Source organism: Blastococcus sp. SYSU D00868, assembly GCF_054050575.1.
The window spans coordinates 159,604-178,858 of the sequence record NZ_JBJGZO010000007.1 but is presented as its reverse complement, the minus strand read 5'-3'; the positions used below and the strand labels follow the sequence as shown (position 1 = coordinate 178,858).

Sequence of the window (19,255 nt, the reverse complement as noted above, 5' to 3'; positions counted from 1 at the left end):
AGAGAACCCTCGATGACCTCTGCTCCACCTCGGGGCACGGCGCACGCCGTGCCCCTGTCCGACCGCACCCTGACCGACCTGCCGTCCGCGGTCTCGGTCCCCCGGTACGACCGCTCCGCCCTCGTCCCCGCGATCGTGCACGTCGGCGTGGGCGCCTTCCACCGGGCCCACCAGGCCGTCTACCTGGAGGAGCTGGCTCGCCTCGGGGAGACCGGCTGGGGCGTGGTGGGCGTGGGCCTGCACAGCCGCGAGATCGGTGAGGTGCTCGCCGCGCAGGACCGGCTGTGGACGGTCGTCGAGCGCGCCGCCGAGGACGACCGCGCCTCCGTCGTCGGCGTGCTCACCGCCTACCTGCACGCGCCCGAGGACCCCGAGGCCGTGCTCGCGGCGATGGCCGACCCGCGGACCAGGATCGTCTCCCTCAGCATCACCGGCACCGGGTACCGGATCGACCCGCACACCGGCGACTTCGACGCCGACGACCCGCACGTCGCCCGCGACCTGGAGGACCCGGGCACGCCGGAGACGGTGTTCGGCTACCTCGTCGAGGCCCTGGCCCGCCGACGGGCGGCCGGCCTCCCGCCGTTCACCGTGCTGAGCTGCGACAACATGCAGTCCAACGGGCACGCAGCGCGCACCGCGGTGGCGTCGTTCGCCCGGCTCCGCGACGAGCGGACCGGCGGCGACCTCGCCGGCTGGATCGAGGAGCACGTCTGCTTCCCGAGCAGCATGGTCGACCGGATCACCCCGCGCACCACCCCGGAGGAGCGCGACGCCATCGCCGAGGCGATCGGGGTCGACGACCGCTGGCCGGTGACCACCGAGCCGTTCCGGCAGTGGGTCGTGGAGGACCGCTTCGGCAACGGCCGGCCGCCGCTGGAGCGGGTCGGCGTCCAGTTCGTCGACGACGTGTCGCCCTACGAGACGATGAAGACGCGGCTGCTCAACGCCGGGCACAGCGCGATCGCCTACCTGGGCTACCTGGCCGGGTACCGCACCACCGACGAGGTGCTGGCCGACCCGGTGTTCCGCACCTTCCTCACCCGGCTGATGGCCGAGGAGATCGCGCCGTACCTGCCCGAGGTCCCCGGCGTGGACCTCGGGGAGTACCAGCGCACGCTGCGGGACCGGCTGGCCAACCCGCGGATGGCCGACCAGCTCTCCCGGCTCTCCCGGCGCGGCTCCACGAAGATCCCCAACTACCTGCTGCCCTCGGTCCGGGCGGCGCTGGAGGCGGGCCGGCCGCACCCCCTGCTGTGCGTGGCCGTGGCCGGCTGGCTGCGCTTCCTCCGCGGGCACGACTACGCGGGCGTGGAGGTGCCGATCGAGGGCCCGCGCACCGACCTGGTCCCGGTGGCGCAGGAGGCCGGCAGCGACGCCGGGCCGCTGCTGTCCGAGGAGTCGATCTTCGACCACATCGGGCGGGACCCGGAGTTCGCCGCCTGCGTGCAGGAGGCGCTGTCCGCGCTGGAGCGGCAGGGCCCCCGCGAGGTCATCGAGCGGTTCCTCGCCGGCGACGCGGCGGGGACCGCTCGGTGACCGGGGCGCCGCCGCCCCTGGACGCCGCCGCCGTGACCACGCTGCTGTGCGACGCGGACGGCACCCTGTTCCCCTCCGAGGAGCCGGCGTACGCGGCGTCGGCCGACGTCACCAACCGCTTCCTGGCCGGGCTCGGCGCCGAGCGCGCGTTCGGCCCGGAGGAGCTGCAGCGGATGACGAACGGGAAGAACTTCCGGGCGGCCGCCACGCAGCTGGCCACCGGGTACGGCCGTGAGCTGACCCGGGCCGACCTCGAGCACTGGGTGACCGAGGAGAAGGACGTCGTGACCGCCCACCTGCGCACCGTCCTGCGCCCCGACCCGGCCGTGCGGGAGCCGCTGGAGCGGCTGGCCGGCCGGTTCTCCCTGGCCGCGGTCACGTCCAGCGCGTCGTCCCGGCTCGACGCGTGCCTGGAGGTCACCGGGCTGGCGCCGCTGTTCCCGCCCGGCCGCCGGTTCAGCGCCGAGGACTCGCTGCCCGAGCCCACCAGCAAGCCCGACCCGGCCGTCTACGTGCACGCCGGCGGCCGGGTCGGGGCGACCCCCGAGGAGGCGGTCGCGGTCGAGGACTCCGTCAACGGCGCCCTGTCGGCCGTCGCCGCCGGGATCCCGACCGTGGGCATCGTCCAGTTCGTGCCCGCGGCCGACCGGGGGACCCGGGTGGCCGCGCTGCGGGGGGCCGGGGTCGCCGCCGTCGTCGGCTCCTGGGCCGAGCTGGAGGACCTGCTGCGCTGACCGCGCCGCTCAGCGGCGCAGGCGGCGCCGCCCCGGCCGGCGGCCGAAGGCCCGGCGGATCCGCTCCCGGCGGTTGGGCGTCCGCTCGGCGTCCAGCAGCCGGGTGTCGGCGAGCAGCTGCTCGACCGGGCCCAGGTCGGGCGGGGTGAAGGGCACCAGCGACCGGCCGGCCGGGCGGCGCAGCTCCTCGACGGCGGCGAGCAGCGACCCGCCGGAGCGCTCGACGGCGGCCGCCACCTCCTCCGGCTCGACGCCCAGGTGCTCGGCGACCAGCCGGTCGCGCACGGCCAGGACCGCGGCGGCGAGCGCGTCGCGGTCGGTGTCCTGGCCGTCGACCTCGATGCTCAGGTCGCACTCGGTGTCCAGCCCCATCGACCGGTTGTTCAGGTTGGCCGAGCCGATCCGCAGCAGCCGGTCGTCGACGACCAGCACCTTGGCGTGCACGTAGATCGGGCGCCGTCCCTCCGTGACGGGCACGTACAGGCGGAAGCGGCCGTGCCGGTCGGCCCGGCGGACCAGCTCGAGCAGCGCGGCCCGGGCCGAGCCCATCGCCTTCTCCTCCAGCCAGCCCCAGGCCTCGTTCGGGTTGAGCACCACGAACTCCGGCCCGTCGTCCTCCCGGAGGCGGTCGGCGATCGCCTCGGCGATGCGGCGGTTGGCGAAGTACTGCGTCTCGATGTAGACCGTCCGGCGGGCGGCGGCGATGGCCGCGAGCCACAGCAGCTCGATCTCGTGCACCAGCGGGGTGCCGCCGTGCTCGGGGCGGGTGCGCGAGATCGCGACGTCGACGTCGGTGAGGAACGGCTCGACGCCCTCGGGCCAGCACGCCTCGACGTCGGGAACCGGCTCCAGCCGCTCGCCGGTGGCGCTCTCCCAGCGCTCGCGGGCCAGGTCGCCGATCGCCCGCGCCGCCGGCCCGGTCACCAGGCTGGTCACGTCGTGCCAGGGCATCGTCGGGCGGTGGGTGCGCGGCCGGACGCGGAACCGCTCCCGGTCGCGGTGCTCGGGTGTGTCCCAGCGGTCGGCGGTGACGTCGATGCCGCCGGCGAAGGCCAGGCAGTCGTCGACGACCACGATCTTCTGGTGGTGGGCGCCGCCCACCGGGTGGTGGGTGTCCACGGTGAACGTCAGCCGGTCCGGCGTGCGCCGGTTCAGCAGCACGATCGGCGCCAGCCCGCGGGCCAGCGCGTACGCCATGCCGAGGTCCCACTGGAGCACGCCCACCTCCAGCTCCGGGTTGCCCCGGACGGCGGCCTCGAGCACCCGGCCGAGCCGGTCGTCGCGGCCGCGCCCGCCCGCGCGCGGGTCCAGCCGGATCCGCGGGTCGAAGTCCCAGCCGATGAACAGCACCCGGCGCCGGGCCGACCGGACGGCCCGCTTGAGGGCGGCGAAGTAGTCGGCCGCGTCGACGAACACGGCGTGCCGGTCCGCCCGCTCGATGCGCCAGCAGGTCTCGCCCGGGATCAGCAGCCGGTCGCCGGCGCCGGCCGGGACCTCCGCCGGATCCCGGGGGGCCGGGACCCGCAGGCCGGGTGAGGTCGTCGTACCGCCGTCGGAGGACACCGGGGCATTCTGCGGTGCCGGGGGCCCCGCGGCGCGCCGCCGCACGCGAGGTGCACCCGAACGGTGTGCCGGCCGGTGGTCAGGAGCGGGCGGCGCCGCGGCGGCGCGGGCCGACCAGGTCGGCGACGGTGGCCCGCGCGCCCCGCTCGCGCAGCGAGGCCAGCGCCGCCCGGTAGGCGGCGGCGAAGCGCTCGTCGGCGGCGAGGTCGCCGAAGACGTCGGGGTCGTCGAGGAAGGCCAGCGGGTCGCTGCCCTGGCGGTCGGCCCGCGCGCCGAGCTCCCCGGCCCGCGGATCGACGAGCGCCAGCGGCAGGCCGGCGTCGTCGGCGCCCTCCGCCGCGCGCGCCCACCCGGCCAGCACGGCGGCCGACCGGCGGATCTCGCCGCCGCGGGCGAGGTTGGCGCGCAGCACGGGCAGCAGGAACTGCGGGACCCGGTCGGAGGCGTTCTCCCGGATCCGGTCGAGCGTGTCGCGCACCTGCGGGTTGGCGAACCGGCCGACCAGCTCGGCCTTGTACCGGCGCAGGTCGATCCCCGGCACCGGCGCCAGCGTCGGGGTCGCCTCCTCGTCGAGGTAGCCGCGGAGGAACTCGCGGAACAGCGGGTCCTGGCACGCCTCGTGCACGTACGTCAGCCCGGCCAGGCGGCCGAGGTGGGCCAGCACCTGGTGCCCGGCGTTGAGCAGCCCCAGCTTCATCAGCTCGTAGGGGGCGACGTCGCCCACCAGCTGCACGCCGACGTCCTCCAGCGGCGGCCGCCCGGCGGGGAAGTCGTCCTCCAGCACCCACTGCGTCCACGGCTCGCAGACCACCGGCCAGGCGTCCTCGACGCCGAAGCGGTGCGCCAGCTCCGCGCGGTCGGCGTCGGTGGTGACCGGGGTGATCCGGTCGACCATGGAGTTCGGGAAGGGCACCTCCGCCGCCACCCACGCGCCCAGCTCCGGGTCGCGCAGCGCGGCGAAGGCGGCGAAGCTGCGCCGGGCCAGGTCGCCGTTGTGCGGGATGTTGTCGCACGAGACGACCGCGAACGGCGGCAGGCCGCGGGCGCGGCGGCGGGCCAGCGCCTCCGCGACCAGGCCGAAGACGGTGCGCGGCGCGGCCGTGCCCCCGGCTCCGGCGCGCTGCAGGTCGGCGCGCACGTCGGGGGCGGCGGTGTCGAACTCGCCGGTGGTGGCCGAGGTGTTGTAGCCGCCCTCGGTGACCGTGAGCGAGACGATCCGGGTCTCCTCCGCGGCCATCCGCTCGACGACGGCCCCCGGGTCGTCCGGGGCGAACAGGTACTCCACGACCGACCCCACGACGCGGGCGTCGAGGAAGCCGTCGGGGTGCTTGACGACCACGGTGTAGAGGCAGTCCTGGGCGGCCATCACCTCGGCCATCCGCCGGTCGCCGGGCAGCACGCCGACCCCGCAGATGCCCCACCCCTCCCCCTCGCCGGACTCCAGCAGGCGGTCGAGGTACAGCGCCTGGTGCGAGCGGTGGAACCCGCCGACGCCGAGGTGCACGATGCCCGGCCGCACGGCGGCCCGGTCGTAGCGCGGCGTCCACACCGACGGGCCGAGGGTGGGCAGCGAGGAGGCGGTCAACCGCGGCATGGCCGGGCCCCTACCCACGGCGGGCCGCCGACACGGGCCGCCGCCGGGCGGAGGGGCAGCCGGTGCCCGCGGGGTTCCGTTCCGGGGCGAGCGGGTCCACCATGGGGTGCCTTCGTCGCCCAGCCCGCGCCACGGAGGGAGGGTCCCGTGCCGACCTCTCCGCCCCTGCCGGACCGCTCCGCGCGCCCGACGCCCGCGCCGCCGCGCCGGGCCGGCGCGCGACCGAGGGCGGGGACGCCGTGACCACGCTGGTCCCGCGGACGATCGTCAGCCGCCCGGGACCGGAGCGTCAGGTCAGCAAGGGCTCGCGCCTGGCGAACTTGCTGCGCACCACCGACCACAAGACGATCGGCCTGATGTACCTGGTGACGTCGTTCGTCTGGTTCATCGCCGGCGGCCTCATGGCCATGCTGATGCGCGGGGAGCTGGCCCGGCCGGGCCTGCAGTACCTCTCCCCCGAGCAGTACAACCAGCTGTTCACCATGCACGGCACGATCATGCTGCTGCTGTTCGCGACGCCGCTGTTCTTCGCGTTCGGCAACCTGATCATGCCGCTGCAGATCGGCGCGCCCGACGTCGCGTTCCCGCGGCTCAACGCGCTGTCGTACTGGCTGTTCCTCTTCGGCGGCCTCATCGCGGCGGGCGGGTTCGTCACCCCCAGCGGGGCGGCCGACTTCGGCTGGTACGCCTACGCGCCACTGTCCGACGGCGTCCACAGCCCCGGCGCCGGCGCCACCCTCTGGTTCACCGGCCTGGCCGTGAGCGGCCTGGGCACGATCCTCGGCGCGGTCAACTTCATCGCCACGATCATCTGCCTGCGCGCCCCGGGCATGACGATGTTCCGGATGCCGATCTTCACCTGGAACTCGCTGGTCACCAGCCTGCTGGTGCTGTTCGCGTTCCCGATCCTGACCGCGGCACTGCTGGTGAACCTCTCCGACCGCAACCTGGGCTCGCTGGTGTTCACCCGCGAGAACGGCGGGGCGATGCTGTGGCAGCACCTCTTCTGGTTCTTCGGCCACCCCGAGGTCTACATCATCGCGCTGCCGTTCTTCGGGATCATCACGGAGATCATCCCGGTCTTCAGCCGGAAGCCCCTGTTCGGCTACAAGGGCATGGTCGGCGCCACCCTGCTGATCGCCATCCTGTCGGTGGCCGTGTGGGCCCACCACATGTACGCGACCGGCGCCGTCCTGCTGCCGTTCTTCGCCTTCCTCACCTACCTCATCGCCGTGCCGACGGGGATCAAGTTCTTCAACTGGATCGGCACCATGTGGCGCGGCCAGCTGACGTTCGAGACACCCATGCTCTGGTCGATGGGCTTCCTGGTGACGTTCCTGCTGGGCGGCCTCACCGGGGTGCTGCTGGCCAGCCCGCCGCTGGACTTCCACCTGAACGACAGCTACTTCGTCGTCGCCCACTTCCACTACGTCGTCTTCGGCACCGTGGTGTTCGCGGCGAACGCGGGGATCGCGTTCTGGTTCCCGAAGCTGTGCGGCCGGTTCCTCGACGAGCCGCTGGGCAAGCTGCAGTTCTGGCTGACCTTCGTCGGCTTCCACGGCACGTTCCTCGTCCAGCACTGGCTGGGCGGCGAGGGCATGCCGCGCCGGTACGTGGACTACCAGGCCGACGACGGCTTCACGACGCTGAACACGGTCTCGACGATCTTCTCGTTCGTGCTCGGCGCGTCGATCATCCCGTTCCTCTACAACGTCGTGCGGTCCTGGAAGCACGGCCAGCTCGCCGTCCGCGACGACCCGTGGGGCGCGGGCAACTCGCTGGAGTGGGCGACGTCCTCGCCGCCGCCGCGGCACAACTTCCTGGAGATCCCGCGCATCCGCTCCGAGCGGCCGGCCTTCGAGGCCCACCACCCGGCGCTGGTCGAGCGGCTGCACCGCGAGGCGCACGTGGGCCGGCGCCACGAGCCCCCGGGGCCGGACCAGATCGGGCTCTCGGCGGGCGCCCGGCAGGGCCCCAACGACCCCGACGCGACCTGACCGACGTCCCCCGGGAGGACCCCGTGGACCGGAACCGGTACGAGGCCGACGCGCTCGCCGACCTCGAGCAGCAGCTGTTCCCGCCGGCGGTGCGCCGCCTCCGCCGGCGCTTCTGCGCCGCGACCGCCGGCGGCGCCGCCGGCACCGCCGGCGCGTTCGCCCTGCTGGGGCTGCGCGCGCTGCCGGTGCTGCTCCTCCTGCTCGTCGGCGGCGGGCTGGTCGCCGTCGCCCGGATCACCGGGCCGGCGACCGCGCCGCCGCCGGCGCCCGCTCCCCCCACCGCGCCGGCGCCCCCGGCGCGGCCGGCTCAGCCGCGCGGCTGCAGCACGAAGTCGTAGCGCGCCTCCAGCCACGGCACCTCGCTGCTGCCGCCGTCCGGCGTGGGGCCGGCCGGGCGCTCGTCGAAGCGCACCACGAGCTCCTGCTTGGTGCCGAACACGACGTCGCTGTCCAGGTACTCGGCGCCCTCCTGGAACAGGTGGGTGATCAGCGGCTCGAAGCCGGGGACGTCGAGCAGGAAGTGCACGTGCGCCGGGCGGAAGTGGCTGATGTCGGTGCGTCCGATCAGGTCGCCGACGGGGCCGTCCATCGGGATCGTGTAGCCCTTGGGCGCGATCGTCCGGACGCAGTAGGTGCCGTCCTCGCGGGCGCGGTAGATCCCGCGCAGCCGGGCCTCGTCGACCTCGGCGTGCTGCGACTCGTACAGCCCCTCGGCGTCGGCCTGCCAGACGTCCAGGCGGGCGCCGGGCACCGGGTTGCCGGCCAGGTCGCGGACCGTCCCGTGCACGTACAGCGGCACGCCGCCGAGGCCGTCGGACATGTCGCCGCCGAAGCCGAGCTCGGGCGAGCCGGGGATGTGGAAGGGGCCGAGCACCGTCGCCGGGGTCGCGGCCGGGTCCAGCCGGTGGTTCATCTGCACGACGAGCATCGACAGCCCGAGGACGTCGGAGGCGAGGATGAACTCCTCCCGCTTCTCGCTGCTGATCTGCCCGGTGCGGTTGAGCCACTGGATCGCGGCCATCCACTCCGCCTCGGTCAGCCGGACCTCGCGGGCGAAGTCGTGCAGGTGCCGCACCAGCGCGGTCAGCACCTCGGCCGTCCGCGGGTCGTGCGCGGTCTGCCACCGCTGCACGGCCAGGTCGGTGATGTTGTCCTCGGTGACGAGCTCCACTGCTCCTCCTGCTCGGTCGCGGTTCAGGGTGTGAGCACCAGCCGGCGCGTCGCGCGGCCGGTGGCCTGCCGGCCCCAGGCCGCGGCCACGTCGGCCAGCGGGACCTGCTCGGCGTCGACGGCGATCTCCCCCGCGGCGGCGTGGCGGAAGACCGCGTCGAGGGCGTCCCGGCGCTGCTGCGGGGTCAGCCCGACGTTGGTGTAGCCGAGGATCTCGGCGGAGCGGCTGCGCAGCACCGCGGAGGAGAACTCGGCGGTGTCGCCGGAGGCGCCGCCCAGGTTGACCAGCCGGCCGCCCGGCGCGAGCACCCGCGCGGCCGCGGTCGCGGCGACCCCGCAGACCGGGTCGACGACGACGTCGGCGTCCCCGCCCAGCGCGTCGCGCAGGGCCCCGGCCAGCGCGCCGGCGTCGTCCGTCAGCGGGACGACGGCGTCCGCGCCGGCGCGCCGCGCCCGCTCCCGCGCCTGCTCGGAGCGGCCGACGGCGACCACCCGGCCGGCGCCGAGGACCCGGGCGGCGCCGACGGCCGCCTGCCCGACGGCCCCGCCCCCGCCCAGGACGAGCACCCGCTCGCCGGCCCGCAGCCGGCCGCGGGCGGTGAGCGCCCGCCAGGCGGCAACCGCCGACATGCCCAGCGCGGCCGCCGCCACGTCGGGGACGTCGGCCGTGATCGGCACGACCATCTCGTCGGGGGTGACGCACCGCTGCGCCTGGCTGCCGTCCCCCGGCGCCCGCCCCGCGGCCGTCTCGAAGAACACCCGGGTGCCCGGGGCGAGCGCCGCGGACTCCTCCACGACGCCGACGCCCTGCGTCCCGGGCACGTAGGGGCAGGCCGGGGCGCCGAAGTACGACGTGCCGGAGGCGCAGAGCAGGTCCAGCGGCACGATCGCCGCCGCGGTGACCCGGATCAGCGTGGTGCCCGGCCCCGGCTCCGGGTCCGGGTGCTCGGCCCACGCCGGCGCGGAGCCGGGGGCGGACAGGACGGCGGCGTGCACGGCGTCAGCCTGCCGCGGGACCGCGCCCGGCGGAGCGGTCGTCGTCGCGGGCCGCCGGGAGCGGGGCCGGGACGTAGGGGTCGGGCGGCACGGAGGCGTTGGCCAGGTCCACGGAGAGGAAGACGTCGTTGGCCACCGGGTGCCGCAGCTCCTCGGCCAGCTGGCCGATCAGCCCGGCGGTGCGGGCCAGCAGCGCGAAGCCGCGCAGCAGCTCCAGCGGCAGCCCGAGGTCGGCCAGCGCCGCCCCGCAGACGCCGGCGCCGTTGAGCGGCAGCGTCCGGCCCAGCACCTGCGGGTGCACCCGCCCGATCGCGGCGAACAGCGCCAGGTGCGGGCCCGTCAGCCCCTCCTCGGCGGCGATCGCGAACAGCCGCGGGGTGCGCGGGTCGCCGTCCTTGTGCACGTGGTGGCCGAGGCCGGGGACGAACCGCCGCGCCTCCCGCTGGGCGCGCACGGTCTCCAGGGCCAGGGCGTCCCAGCCGGCGTCGTCGGCGGGGAGCGTGTCGACCGCGGCGAGCACGTCGTGCAGGAACCGGCCGCAGTCCTCGGTGACGCCCAGGAAGCGGGAGCCGCCGCCGAGCAGCCCCGCGGCGAGCGCGCCCTGGACCGAGTCCGGCGCGGACAGGTAGGTCAGCCGGGTGACGATCGCGGTCGGGGTGAAGCCGTGGTCGGCCAGGGCGGCCAGCACCGCCTCGAACACCCGCGTCTCCCCGGCGGTCGGCCGGCGCTGGGTCGCCAGCCAGAACGCCAGCTCGCCGAACCCGACGCTGCCCATCACGTCGCGGGCCAGGTCGTGCCCGAGCAGGGTGATCGACTCCCGCGTGGAGGCGCCCAGCGCCGTCGGGTACCGGGGCTCGCTCACGCGTCCTCCTCGGGGGTCGCCAGCCACGCCCGGATCTCGGCGCCGTGCTCGTCCACCCGCGGCGGCGGCAGCCGGTAGGAGGCGGCGGTGTCGGAGAACCGGATCGGGTTGCGGATCGACGGGATCGCGGCGTCGCCCTCCCCCACGGTCACCACCGGCTCGAGCCCGACCTCCTCGGCGAAGGCGACGCCCTGGTCGATCGTGTTGATCGGCCCGCACGGCACGCCGGCGGCGATGATGGCGCGGAACCACTCGAGCTTGGTGCGGGTGCGCAGCCGCTCGACCAGCAGCGGCCGGAGCTGGTCGCGGTGGGTGTTGCGGTCCTCGTTGCGCAGGAAGCGCGGGTCCTCGGCGAGCTCGGGCACGCCGAGCACCTCGACCAGCTTCCGGAACTGGCCGTCGTTGCCGGCGGTGATGATCAGGTCGCCGTCGGCGCAGGGCATCGGCTCGTAGGGGAACAGGCTGGGGTGGCTGTTGCCCATCCGGAACGGCACGACGCCGCCGGCGACGTAGGCGCTGGTCTGGTTGACCAGCCCCGACATCGCCGAGGAGAGCAGGTTGACCTCGACGTGCTGCCCGCGGCCGGTCTCGTGCCGCAGGTTCAGGGCCGACAGCACCCCGATCGTGGCGTGCAGCCCGGCCATCACGTCGAACACCGCGACGCCGGCGCGGTAGGGGTCGCCGCCGGGGTCGCCGGTCAGGCTCATCAGCCCGGAGATCGCCTGGACGATGAGGTCGTAGCCGGGCAGCGCCCGCCCGCCGGGCCCGCTGCCGAAGCCGCTGATCGAGGCGTAGACGATCCGGGGGTTCGTCGCCGCCACCGAGGAGTGGTCGAGGCCGAAGCGGGCCAGGCCGCCGGGCTTGAAGTTCTCCACCAGGACGTCGGCGCGGCGGGCCAGCTCGCGGGCGGCCGCGGCGTCGTCGGGGTCCCTGAGGTCCAGGGCGACCGAGCGCTTGTTGCGGTTGACGCCCAGGTAGTAGGTGGAGGTCGCCTGCCCGCCGACGTCGCGCACGGGCGGCGCCCAGGTGCGGGTGTCGTCGCCGCCGGGCCCCTCGACCTTGACCACCTCGGCGCCCAGGTCGGCCAGCAGCATCGTGGCGTAGGGGCCGGCGAGGATGCGGGAGAAGTCGGCCACCAGCAGCCCGGACAGCGGCCCGCCGGTGGTTCCAGTCGTCATCGCCGTGCGTGTCCCTCCGCCGTCCGGGCACCGCGTTCCGCCGCTGTGCGGACGCCTGTCCGCCGGAGTCTCGGCGCCGGTCCGCGCGCCTGTCAACCGGACGCGATCGTCCGTCTCGATGCCTTGACACGTGTCGCCGGTCACGGCCAGGGTGGCCGCACCCGGCGTGCCGACCGCATCGCGGACGGGCGTCCGACAGCGTCGTCGTCCGAGTCGAGGAGGATCCCCATGAGCGACCCGAGCACCGAGGCCGGCCGGCCCGTCGTCCTGCGCGGCGGCACCGTCCTCCCGATGGACGACGCGGGCAGCGTGCTGTCCGGCGCTGACGTGCTGGTCGCGGACGGCCGGATCGCCGCCGTCGGCACCGCGCTCGACGTGCCCGAGGGCACCCAGGAGATCGACGCGACCGGCGGCATCGTGATGCCCGGCATGATCGACACCCACCGGCACATGTGGCAGACGGCGATGCGCGGCTACGGCGCCGACTGGACGCTCACCCAGTACTTCGTCTGGTACTACCTCGAGCACGGCAAGAAGTTCCGCCCGCAGGACATCGCCGCCGGCAACCGGCTCGCCGCGATCGAGTCGCTCGACGCGGGCGTGACCACGACCGTCGACTGGTCGCACAACCTGCAGAGCGTCGAGCACGGCGAGGCCGCCCTCGAGGCGCTCCGGTCGACGCCCGGCCGGTTCGTGCTGGCCTACGGCAACATCCAGGCCGGCCCGTGGGAGTGGACCGCCGACCCGGCCGTGCGCTCGTTCCTCGAGCGGCTGCGCGACGAGCGCGACGACATGATGGGCGTCCAGCTGGCCTTCGACGTCACCGGCGACCCGGCGTTCCCCGAGAGGGCGGCGTTCGAGGTGGCCCGCGAGCTGGGGCTGCCGGTCACCACCCACGCCGGCGTGTGGGCCGCCACGAACGACACCGGCATCCAGCAGATGTACGACGGCGGCTTCATGACGCCGGAGACCACCTACGTGCACGCGGCGACGCTGACCGCCGACAGCTACCAGCGGATCGCCGGCACCGGCGGGTCGATCTCCGTCGCGACCGAGTCCGAGTGCAGCGCCGGTCAGGGGCACGCCCCGACCGAGCAGGTGCTCAAGCACGGCATCCCCGTCTCGCTGTCGATGGACACCAGCGTGTGGTGGAGCGGTGACATGTTCTCCGCGATGCGGGCGACGCTGAACGCCGACCGGATGAGCGAGCACATGGACGCCCACCTCAAGGGCGAGACGATCACGCACCTGCGGCTGCGGGCCCGCGACGTCGTCCAGTGGTGCACCCGGGGCGGCGCGCACACCATCGGCCGCGGCGGCGACCTGGGCCGGCTCGAGCCCGGGTACAAGGGCGACGTCGTCCTGATCAAGAACGACTCCTCGCCGGTGTCGTTCCCGCTGCTCAACCCGTTCGGGCACGTGGCGTTCCAGGCGCAGCGCGGCGACGTGCACACCGTGCTGGTCGACGGCCGGGTGGTGAAGTCGGAGGGGAAGCTGGTCGGCGTCGACCTCGCCGCGGTGCGCCGGGAGGTCGAGAACACCATCGACCACCTGCGCGGCGAGTGCGGCGAGGAGGTCTGGGAGGCCGGGATGTTCCCCGAGATGCCCGAGGCCGAGGCCGAGATCCTGGACAACCCGTACCAGTACAGCGACTACAAGGACGAGTCGAAGCGGGCCGGCGGCGAGGACCGCGTGCTGGGTCGCTGAGGCGCGGAGGACAGAGATGGCGGGACGCGGGGCGGGGCCGGACTTCGTCGAGGCGCTGGCGCGCGGCCTCGACGTGCTGGCCTGCTTCGGGCCCGCCCACCGGGTGATGTCCCTGTCGGAGGTGGCGGCTGCCGCCGGCCTGGCCCGGCCCACGGCCCGGCGGCTGCTGCTGACCCTGACCGAGCTGGGCTACGTGCGGTCGGGGCCCGCCGGGTTCGAGCTGACCCCGCGGGTGCTGGACCTGGGCATGGCGTACGTGGGGTCGCTCGGGCTGTGGGACGTCGCCCGGCCGCACCTGGAGGACCTGGTCGCGCAGACCGGCGAGTCCTCCTCGATGGCGCAGCTCGACGGCTCCGACATCGTCTACGTCGCGCGGGTGTCGGTGCCGAAGCTCATCGCGCTGCGGGTGGAGATCGGCACCCGCTTCCCGGCCGCGCAGACCTCGCAGGGCAAGGTGCTGCTGGCCGCGCTGCCGCCGGCCGAGCTCGCCGGGGTGCTGGCCCAGCCGAGCCGCGCCGGGCTCCCGCCGTACATCGGCACCACCGAGGAGCAGCTGCGCGAGGAGCTCACCGGGGTGCGGGCCCGCGGCTGGGCCCTGGCCGACGAGGAGCTCGCGCCCGGCGTCCGGTCGGTGGCCGTGCCGGTGCGCGACGGCGACGGCGCCGTCCGGGCGGCGATGAACGTGACCGTGCACGCCTCGGAGACCTCGACCGAGCGGCTGCTCGGCGAGCACCTGCCCCGGCTGCTGCGCGCAGCCGGCGAGGTGAGCGCGGACTGGGCGCGGTGGCGGGCCCGCCCGCACGCCGAGCTGCCCCGCCCCGCCGCCCACGGCTGACCCCCGGCCCCCGGCGCGGCGGGAGCGTTGCCCCGCGACCGGCCGGGAGCAGCCCCGCCGTGGCCGCTGCCGGGACGACCCTCAGCGGTGGTGGCGGTGACGACGCTCGGTGGTGGCGGCCGGTCAGCCGATGCCGCCGCCGGGCCCGCTCAGCCCGGCCGAGGGCAGGTTCCCGTACGGGGTGCCGGTCCGCTTCCCGCAGAGGCGGCAGATCTTCTGGTCCGGTCCGTGGCTGCGCTCGTCGTCCGGCCGCCGCTGGACGTACGAGTGGAACCCCAGCCGGCACCGGAGGGGCTTGTGCGTCATGGGCAGACGCTAGGGCGGGGGCCGTCGCGCGCGCAGTGCCGGAGGACCCCGGGACGCCCGATGGCGAGCGGCTGGTGCCCCGTCGAGATCTGCACACTCGGCGGCATCAGGCGCTGATGGTGACGAGTGTGCAGATCTGGCCGGTCAGGTGAGGGCGGCGACCGCGGCGGCCAGGCGGGCGCGGGCGCCGGCCAGCGAGGGGCCGTACCAGGTGAGGTCGCGGCCGGAGACCAGCGCGGCGGGCAGTCCGTCGAACGCCTCGGGGCCGTCGTCGGCGGTGAACCGGTAGGGCTCGTCGGGCAGCAGCACCGCCTCGGTGCCGGCCGCCCGGATCTCCTCGACGGTCACCCGCGGGTAGCGGTCCTCCCCCGCCCCGAACGCGTTGACCAGACCCAGACGGTCGAGCACGTCCCCGGCGAAGGTGCGCGGGCCGACCACCATCCACGGGTCCCGCCAGATCGGGACGGCGACGCGGAGCCCGGACGCCGGCGCGGGTGCCGCCCAGGCCGCACCCGCCTCGGCCAGCCAACCCGGCTCGCCCACCCCGAGCGCCTCGGCGAACAGCCGGCGCAGCGAGGCCAGCGCCTCGTCCACCGACTCCACCACCGTGACCCACACCGGGATACCGGCCGCCCGCAGCCGGTCGACGTCCAGCCGGCGGTTCTCCTCCCGGTTGGCGACGACGAGGTCCGGCGCCAGCGCGGCGATCGCCGCCCGGTCGGGGTTCTTCGTGCCGCGCACCCGGGCGACGTCCAGCCCGGCCGGGTGGGTGCACCAGTCGGTGGCGCCGACCAGCCGGTCGGGCACGGTGGCGGCCAGCGCCTCGGTGAGCGACGGGACCAGGGACACCACCCGCCGCGGCGGCCGGGCCAGCGGCACCGCCGTCCCCAGGTCGTCGACGGGCGTCACCGGGTCAGGAGGCGAAGTCGCCGGCCGAGCGGCGCAGGTCGCGCAGGATGTCGATCAGCTCGCGCATCCGGTCGTTGCTCAGCTCCGGCGCGGCGAAGACCTCGTTGATGCGGGCCGTGGCCTCCGCGGCCAGCGACCGGCCGGCGTCGGTGATCTCGACCAGCACGCCGCGGCCGTCCTCGGGGTGCGGACGCCGCCGCACCAGCCCCGCGGCCTCCAGCCGGCTCGCCGCGTTGGTGACGCTGGCCGGGTGCACCTGCAGCCGCGCGCCGGCCTTGGCCATCGGCAGCGCGCCGGTGCGGGTGAACGACAGCAGCATGAGCAGCTCGTAGCGGGCGAAGGTCAGCTGCAGCGGGCGCAGCACCTCGTCCACCCGCGCCTGCACGATGGCCTGCGCGCGCATCAGCGACGTGACCGCCTCCATGCCGACGGCGGCGTCCCCCCAGCCGTGCTCGCGCCAGTGCCGGGTCGCCTCCGCGACGGGGTCGAAGGGCAGGGACGGCGTGCTCACGGCGGTCATGATGACTCACACGCTGCGGCGGTACCGGCCACCCACCTCGAAGAAGGCCTCGCTGATCTGCCCGAGGGAGCACACCCGGACGGCGTCCATGAGCTCGGCGAACACGTTGCCGCCGCCCATCGCGACCTCCCGGAGCCGGGCGAGGGCGGCCGGGGCCTCGGCGGCGTGCCGGGTGTGGAAGTCCTCCAGCCGGGCGAGCTGGGACTTCTTCTCGTCCTCGGTGGCGCGGGCGAGCTCCAGCGAGGTCGCGGGCTGCTCGGAGCGGTGCGGATCGAGGAAGGTGTTGACGCCGATGATGGGCAGCGAGCCGTCGTGCTTGCGGTGCTCGTACAGCATCGACTCGTCCTGGATCCGGCCGCGCTGGTAGCCGGTCTCCATCGCGCCGAGCACGCCGCCGCGCTCGGCGATCCGGTCGAACTCCGCCAGCACCGCGGCCTCGACCAGGTCGGTGAGCTCCTCGACGATCGCCGACCCCTGCAGCGGGTTCTCGTTGGCGGCCAGGCCCCACTCGCGGTCGATGATCATCTGGATGGCCAGCGCGCGGCGGACCGAGTGCGCCGACGGGGTGGTCACGGCCTCGTCGTAGGCGTTGGTGTGCAGGCTGTTGGCGTTGTCGTAGATCGCGCACAGCGCCTGCAGGGTGGTGCGGATGTCGTTGAAGTCCATCTCCTGGGCGTGCAGCGACCGCCCCGAGGTCTGCACGTGGTACTTCAGCTGCTGGGCGCGCGGGCCGGCGCCGTAGCGGTCGCGCATGGCCACCGCCCAGATCCGGCGGGCGACCCGGCCGATGACGGTGTACTCGGCGTCCATCCCGTTGGAGAAGAAGAAGGACAGGTTGGGCGCGAAGTCGTCGATCGCCATGCCGCGGGCGAGGTAGGCCTCGACGTAGGTGAAGGCGTTGGCCAGCGTGAACGCCAGCTGGCTGATGGGGTTCGCCCCGGCCTCGGCGATGTGGTAGCCGGAGATCGACACCGAGTAGAAGTTGCGCACCCGGTGGTCGATGAACCACTCCTGGATGTCGGCCATGCACCGCAGCGCGAACTCGGTGGAGAAGATGCAGGTGTTCTGGCCCTGGTCCTCCTTGAGGATGTCGGCCTGCACCGTGCCGCGCACGGTCGACAGCACGAAGGCCCGGATCTCCTCGGCCTCCGCGGCGTCGGGCCCCCGGCCCTCCTCGGCGCGGAAGGCCGCCAGCCGCTGGTCGATGGCGGTGTTCAGGAACATCGCGAGGATCGCCGGCGCCGGGCCGTTGATCGTCATGGACACCGACGTGGTGGGCGCGCACAGGTCGAAGCCCGCGTAGAGCTCCCGCATGTCGTCCAGCGTGGCGATCGAGACCCCGGAGGTGCCGACCTTGCCGTAGACGTCGGGTCGCAGCTCCGGGTCCCGGCCGTAGAGGGTCACCGAGTCGAACGCGGTCGACAGCCGGGTGGCCGGCTGGCCCTCGCTCAGCAGCTTGAAGCGGCGGTTGGTGCGGAACGGGTCGCCCTCGCCGGCGAACATCCGGGCCGGCGCCTCGCCCTCGCGCTTGACCGGGAAGACGCCGGCGGTGAAGGGGAAGGCGCCGGGCAGGTTCTCCCGGCGCAGGAACCGGACCAGTTCGCCGTCGTCGCGGGTGCGCGGCAGCGCGACCCGCCGCACCTTGGTGCCCGACAGCGTCTCCCGGGTCAGCGGCACGGTGATGTCCCTGCCGCGGACGGTGTAGGTCAGCTCGTCGCCGGAGTACTGCTCGACGGTGGCCGGCCAGCGCTCGAGCAGCCCGGCGACCTCCGGGAGCAGCCCGGTGGCGTCGGCGGCCGCCCGCGCGGCCGCCGCGGCTTCCCCGTCGAGCACCTCGGCGGCGGTGGCCAGGTGCTGCCGGCGGCGGGCCAGCCCGGCCTGCTCCTCGGTGGCGCGGTGGTAGCCGCGCACGGTCTCGGTGATCTCGGCCAGGTACCGCGACCGGGACGACGGGACGACGCTCGACAGCCCCGACGAGGCGCGGACGTCGACCGCGGGCAGCGCACCCTCGCCCACCGCGAGGCCCCGCTCGGCCAGCAGCGCGCGCAGGTGCTGGTACAGCGCGGTGACGCCGTCGTCGTTGAACCGGGCGGCGCTGGTGCCGAAGACCGGCATGGCCTCCCACGGCTGCCCGAACGCCTCCCGGTTGCGGACCATCTGGCGGGCGACGTCCCGGCGGGCGTCCTCGGCGCCCCGCCGCTCGTACTTGTTCACCGCCACGACGTCGGCGAAGTCGAGCATGTCGATCTTCTCCAGCTGCGACGCGGCGCCGAACTCGGGCGTCATCACGTACAGCGAGACGTCGCTGAACGGCACGATCGCCGCGTCGCCCTGCCCGATGCCCGGCGTCTCCACCACCACCAGGTCGACCCCGGCGGCCTTCACCGCGGCCAGCACGTCGTCCAGGTGCTCGGGCACCTGCGCGCCGGCGGTCCGGGTGGCCAGGGAGCGGAAGAAGGTGCGGTCGCCGCCGACCGTCTCCTCCAGGGCGTTCATCCGGATCCGGTCGCCCAGCAGGGCGCCCCCGCCGCGCCGGCGGGTCGGGTCGATCGCCACGACGGCGACCCGCAGCCGGTCGCCCTGGTCCAGCCGCAGCCGGCGCAGCAGCTCGTCGGTCAGCGAGGACTTGCCCGACCCGCCGGTGCCGGTGATGCCCAGCACCGGCACCGCGCGGGCCGCGGCCGCCTCCCGCAGCGCCGCCGCCAGCTCCGGCGCCCGGCCCGCCTCGAGCACGGTGACCGCGCGGGCCAGCGCGGCCCGGTCGCCGCCCAGCACCGCCTCGGCGGACGGCGCGGTGGCGGCCAGGTCGACGTCGCACTCGCGGACGAGCTCGTTGACCATGCCGGGCAGGCCGAGGCGGGCGCCGTCCTCCGGGGAGAAGACCCGCACCCCGCGCTCGGCCAGCAGCGCGATCTCCTCGGGGACGATCACCCCTCCCCCGCCGCCGAACACCCGCACGTGCCCGGCGCCGGCGGCGGTCAGCCGCTCCCGCAGGTAGGAGAAGTACTCGACGTGCCCGCCCTGGTAGGAGGAGATCGCCACCCCCTGCACGTCCTCCTCCAGGGCCGCGCGGACGACGGCGTCCACCCCGCGGTCGTGGCCGAGGTGCACCACCTCCGCGCCCTGGCTCTGCAGCAGCCGGCGCATCACGTTGATGGCCGCGTCGTGGCCGTCGAAGAGGCTGGCGGCGGTGACGAACCGGACCGGGTGGACGGGGACGTGCAGCGGGGCGGCGGTCACGGCGGGCTCCAGACGCGGGATGCTCGGACGTCCAAGGACCCTACCCGATTGTTTGGACGTCCACGGATCTTTTCCGGGCCGCCGGCGGTGTAGCGTCGACCCGTT

Annotated in this window: 16 protein-coding genes; 6 read left to right on the top strand and 10 right to left on the bottom strand. The window is 75.0% G+C overall.

Annotation, left to right across the window (positions count from 1 at the left end):
- Positions 1-48: 48 nt before the first annotated feature.
- Positions 49-1,539 (top strand): mannitol dehydrogenase family protein, encoded by a 1,491-nt coding sequence (locus ACI79F_RS09010; RefSeq protein ID WP_456545926.1) that lies wholly within the window; start codon positions 49-51, stop codon positions 1,537-1,539.
- Positions 1,536-2,273, top strand: a complete 738-nt coding sequence (locus ACI79F_RS09005; RefSeq protein ID WP_456545927.1) for an HAD family hydrolase — start codon at positions 1,536-1,538, stop codon at positions 2,271-2,273. The genes ACI79F_RS09010 and ACI79F_RS09005 overlap by 4 nt, the downstream gene beginning before the upstream one ends.
- A gap of 9 nt (positions 2,274-2,282) precedes the next feature.
- On the opposite strand, the gene ACI79F_RS09000 is transcribed toward ACI79F_RS09005, so the two are convergent.
- On the bottom strand, positions 2,283-3,836 hold the full coding sequence (locus ACI79F_RS09000; protein WP_456545928.1) for a phospholipase D-like domain-containing protein: 1,554 nt from the start codon (positions 3,834-3,836) through the stop codon (positions 2,283-2,285).
- Between the two features lie 79 nt (positions 3,837-3,915).
- Positions 3,916-5,430 (bottom strand): mannitol dehydrogenase family protein, encoded by a 1,515-nt coding sequence (locus ACI79F_RS08995; protein ID WP_456545929.1) that lies wholly within the window; start codon positions 5,428-5,430, stop codon positions 3,916-3,918.
- A gap of 239 nt (positions 5,431-5,669) precedes the next feature.
- Between ACI79F_RS08995 and ctaD the strand changes: the two genes are divergently transcribed.
- On the top strand, positions 5,670-7,427 hold the full coding sequence (gene ctaD, locus ACI79F_RS08990) for an aa3-type cytochrome oxidase subunit I (protein ID WP_456545930.1): 1,758 nt from the start codon (positions 5,670-5,672) through the stop codon (positions 7,425-7,427).
- A 23-nt stretch (positions 7,428-7,450) separates the two neighbouring features.
- Positions 7,451-7,765 (top strand): hypothetical protein, encoded by a 315-nt coding sequence (locus ACI79F_RS08985; protein WP_456545931.1) that lies wholly within the window; start codon positions 7,451-7,453, stop codon positions 7,763-7,765.
- On the opposite strand, the gene ACI79F_RS08980 is transcribed toward ACI79F_RS08985, so the two are convergent.
- From ACI79F_RS08980 to ACI79F_RS08965, 4 genes are read right to left on the bottom strand one after another with little or no spacing between them, the layout of a single operon-like run.
- On the bottom strand, positions 7,735-8,598 hold the full coding sequence (locus ACI79F_RS08980) for a dioxygenase family protein (protein WP_456545932.1): 864 nt from the start codon (positions 8,596-8,598) through the stop codon (positions 7,735-7,737). The genes ACI79F_RS08985 and ACI79F_RS08980 overlap by 31 nt on opposite strands.
- A 23-nt stretch (positions 8,599-8,621) precedes the next feature.
- Positions 8,622-9,593 carry a quinone oxidoreductase family protein gene (locus tag ACI79F_RS08975; RefSeq protein ID WP_456545933.1) on the bottom strand — a complete coding sequence of 324 codons (972 nt, stop codon included), beginning with the start codon at positions 9,591-9,593 and terminating at the stop codon, positions 8,622-8,624.
- A gap of 4 nt (positions 9,594-9,597) precedes the next feature.
- On the bottom strand, positions 9,598-10,455 hold the full coding sequence (locus ACI79F_RS08970) for a citryl-CoA lyase (RefSeq protein ID WP_456545934.1): 858 nt from the start codon (positions 10,453-10,455) through the stop codon (positions 9,598-9,600).
- Positions 10,452-11,633, bottom strand: a complete 1,182-nt coding sequence (locus ACI79F_RS08965) for a CaiB/BaiF CoA transferase family protein (protein ID WP_456545935.1) — start codon at positions 11,631-11,633, stop codon at positions 10,452-10,454. The genes ACI79F_RS08970 and ACI79F_RS08965 overlap by 4 nt, the downstream gene beginning before the upstream one ends.
- A 228-nt stretch (positions 11,634-11,861) precedes the next feature.
- Here ACI79F_RS08965 and ACI79F_RS08960 point away from each other — a divergent pair, with 228 nt between their 5' ends.
- Positions 11,862-13,340, top strand: a complete 1,479-nt coding sequence (locus tag ACI79F_RS08960; RefSeq protein WP_456545936.1) for an amidohydrolase family protein — start codon at positions 11,862-11,864, stop codon at positions 13,338-13,340.
- A gap of 16 nt (positions 13,341-13,356) precedes the next feature.
- Positions 13,357-14,175 (top strand): IclR family transcriptional regulator domain-containing protein, encoded by an 819-nt coding sequence (locus ACI79F_RS08955; protein WP_456545937.1) that lies wholly within the window; start codon positions 13,357-13,359, stop codon positions 14,173-14,175.
- Positions 14,176-14,298: 123 nt separating this feature from the next.
- Here ACI79F_RS08955 and ACI79F_RS08950 read toward each other — a convergent pair whose 3' ends face one another.
- The 4 genes from ACI79F_RS08950 to icmF form a co-directional block, all read right to left on the bottom strand.
- Entirely contained in the window at positions 14,299-14,481 is a 183-nt protein-coding gene (locus tag ACI79F_RS08950) for a hypothetical protein (protein ID WP_456545938.1), read from the bottom strand.
- Between the two features lie 144 nt (positions 14,482-14,625).
- A complete protein-coding gene (locus ACI79F_RS08945) occupies positions 14,626-15,390 on the bottom strand; it encodes a helical backbone metal receptor (RefSeq protein WP_456545939.1) in 765 nt (254 codons plus the stop codon).
- Positions 15,391-15,394: 4 nt separating this feature from the next.
- Positions 15,395-15,901, bottom strand: coding sequence for a MarR family winged helix-turn-helix transcriptional regulator (locus tag ACI79F_RS08940; protein ID WP_456545940.1), 507 nt, complete (start codon positions 15,899-15,901; stop codon positions 15,395-15,397).
- Between the two features lie 15 nt (positions 15,902-15,916).
- Entirely contained in the window at positions 15,917-19,150 is a 3,234-nt protein-coding gene (icmF, locus tag ACI79F_RS08935; RefSeq protein WP_456545941.1) for a fused isobutyryl-CoA mutase/GTPase IcmF, read from the bottom strand.
- Positions 19,151-19,255 lie beyond the last annotated feature (105 nt).

Bases quoted from the DNA above. Each gene is read 5' to 3' on its own strand.
- ACI79F_RS08995 (WP_456545929.1), bottom strand. From the start codon at position 5,430: ATGCCGCGGTTGACCGCCTCCTCGCTGCCCACCCTCGGCCCGTCGGTG.
- ACI79F_RS08965 (WP_456545935.1), bottom strand. From the start codon at position 11,633: ATGACGACTGGAACCACCGGCGGGCCGCTGTCCGGGCTGCTGGTGGCC.
- ACI79F_RS08960 (WP_456545936.1), top strand. From the start codon at position 11,862: ATGAGCGACCCGAGCACCGAGGCCGGCCGGCCCGTCGTCCTGCGCGGC.
- ACI79F_RS08955 (WP_456545937.1), top strand. From the start codon at position 13,357: ATGGCGGGACGCGGGGCGGGGCCGGACTTCGTCGAGGCGCTGGCGCGC.
- ACI79F_RS08950 (WP_456545938.1), bottom strand. From the start codon at position 14,481: ATGACGCACAAGCCCCTCCGGTGCCGGCTGGGGTTCCACTCGTACGTC.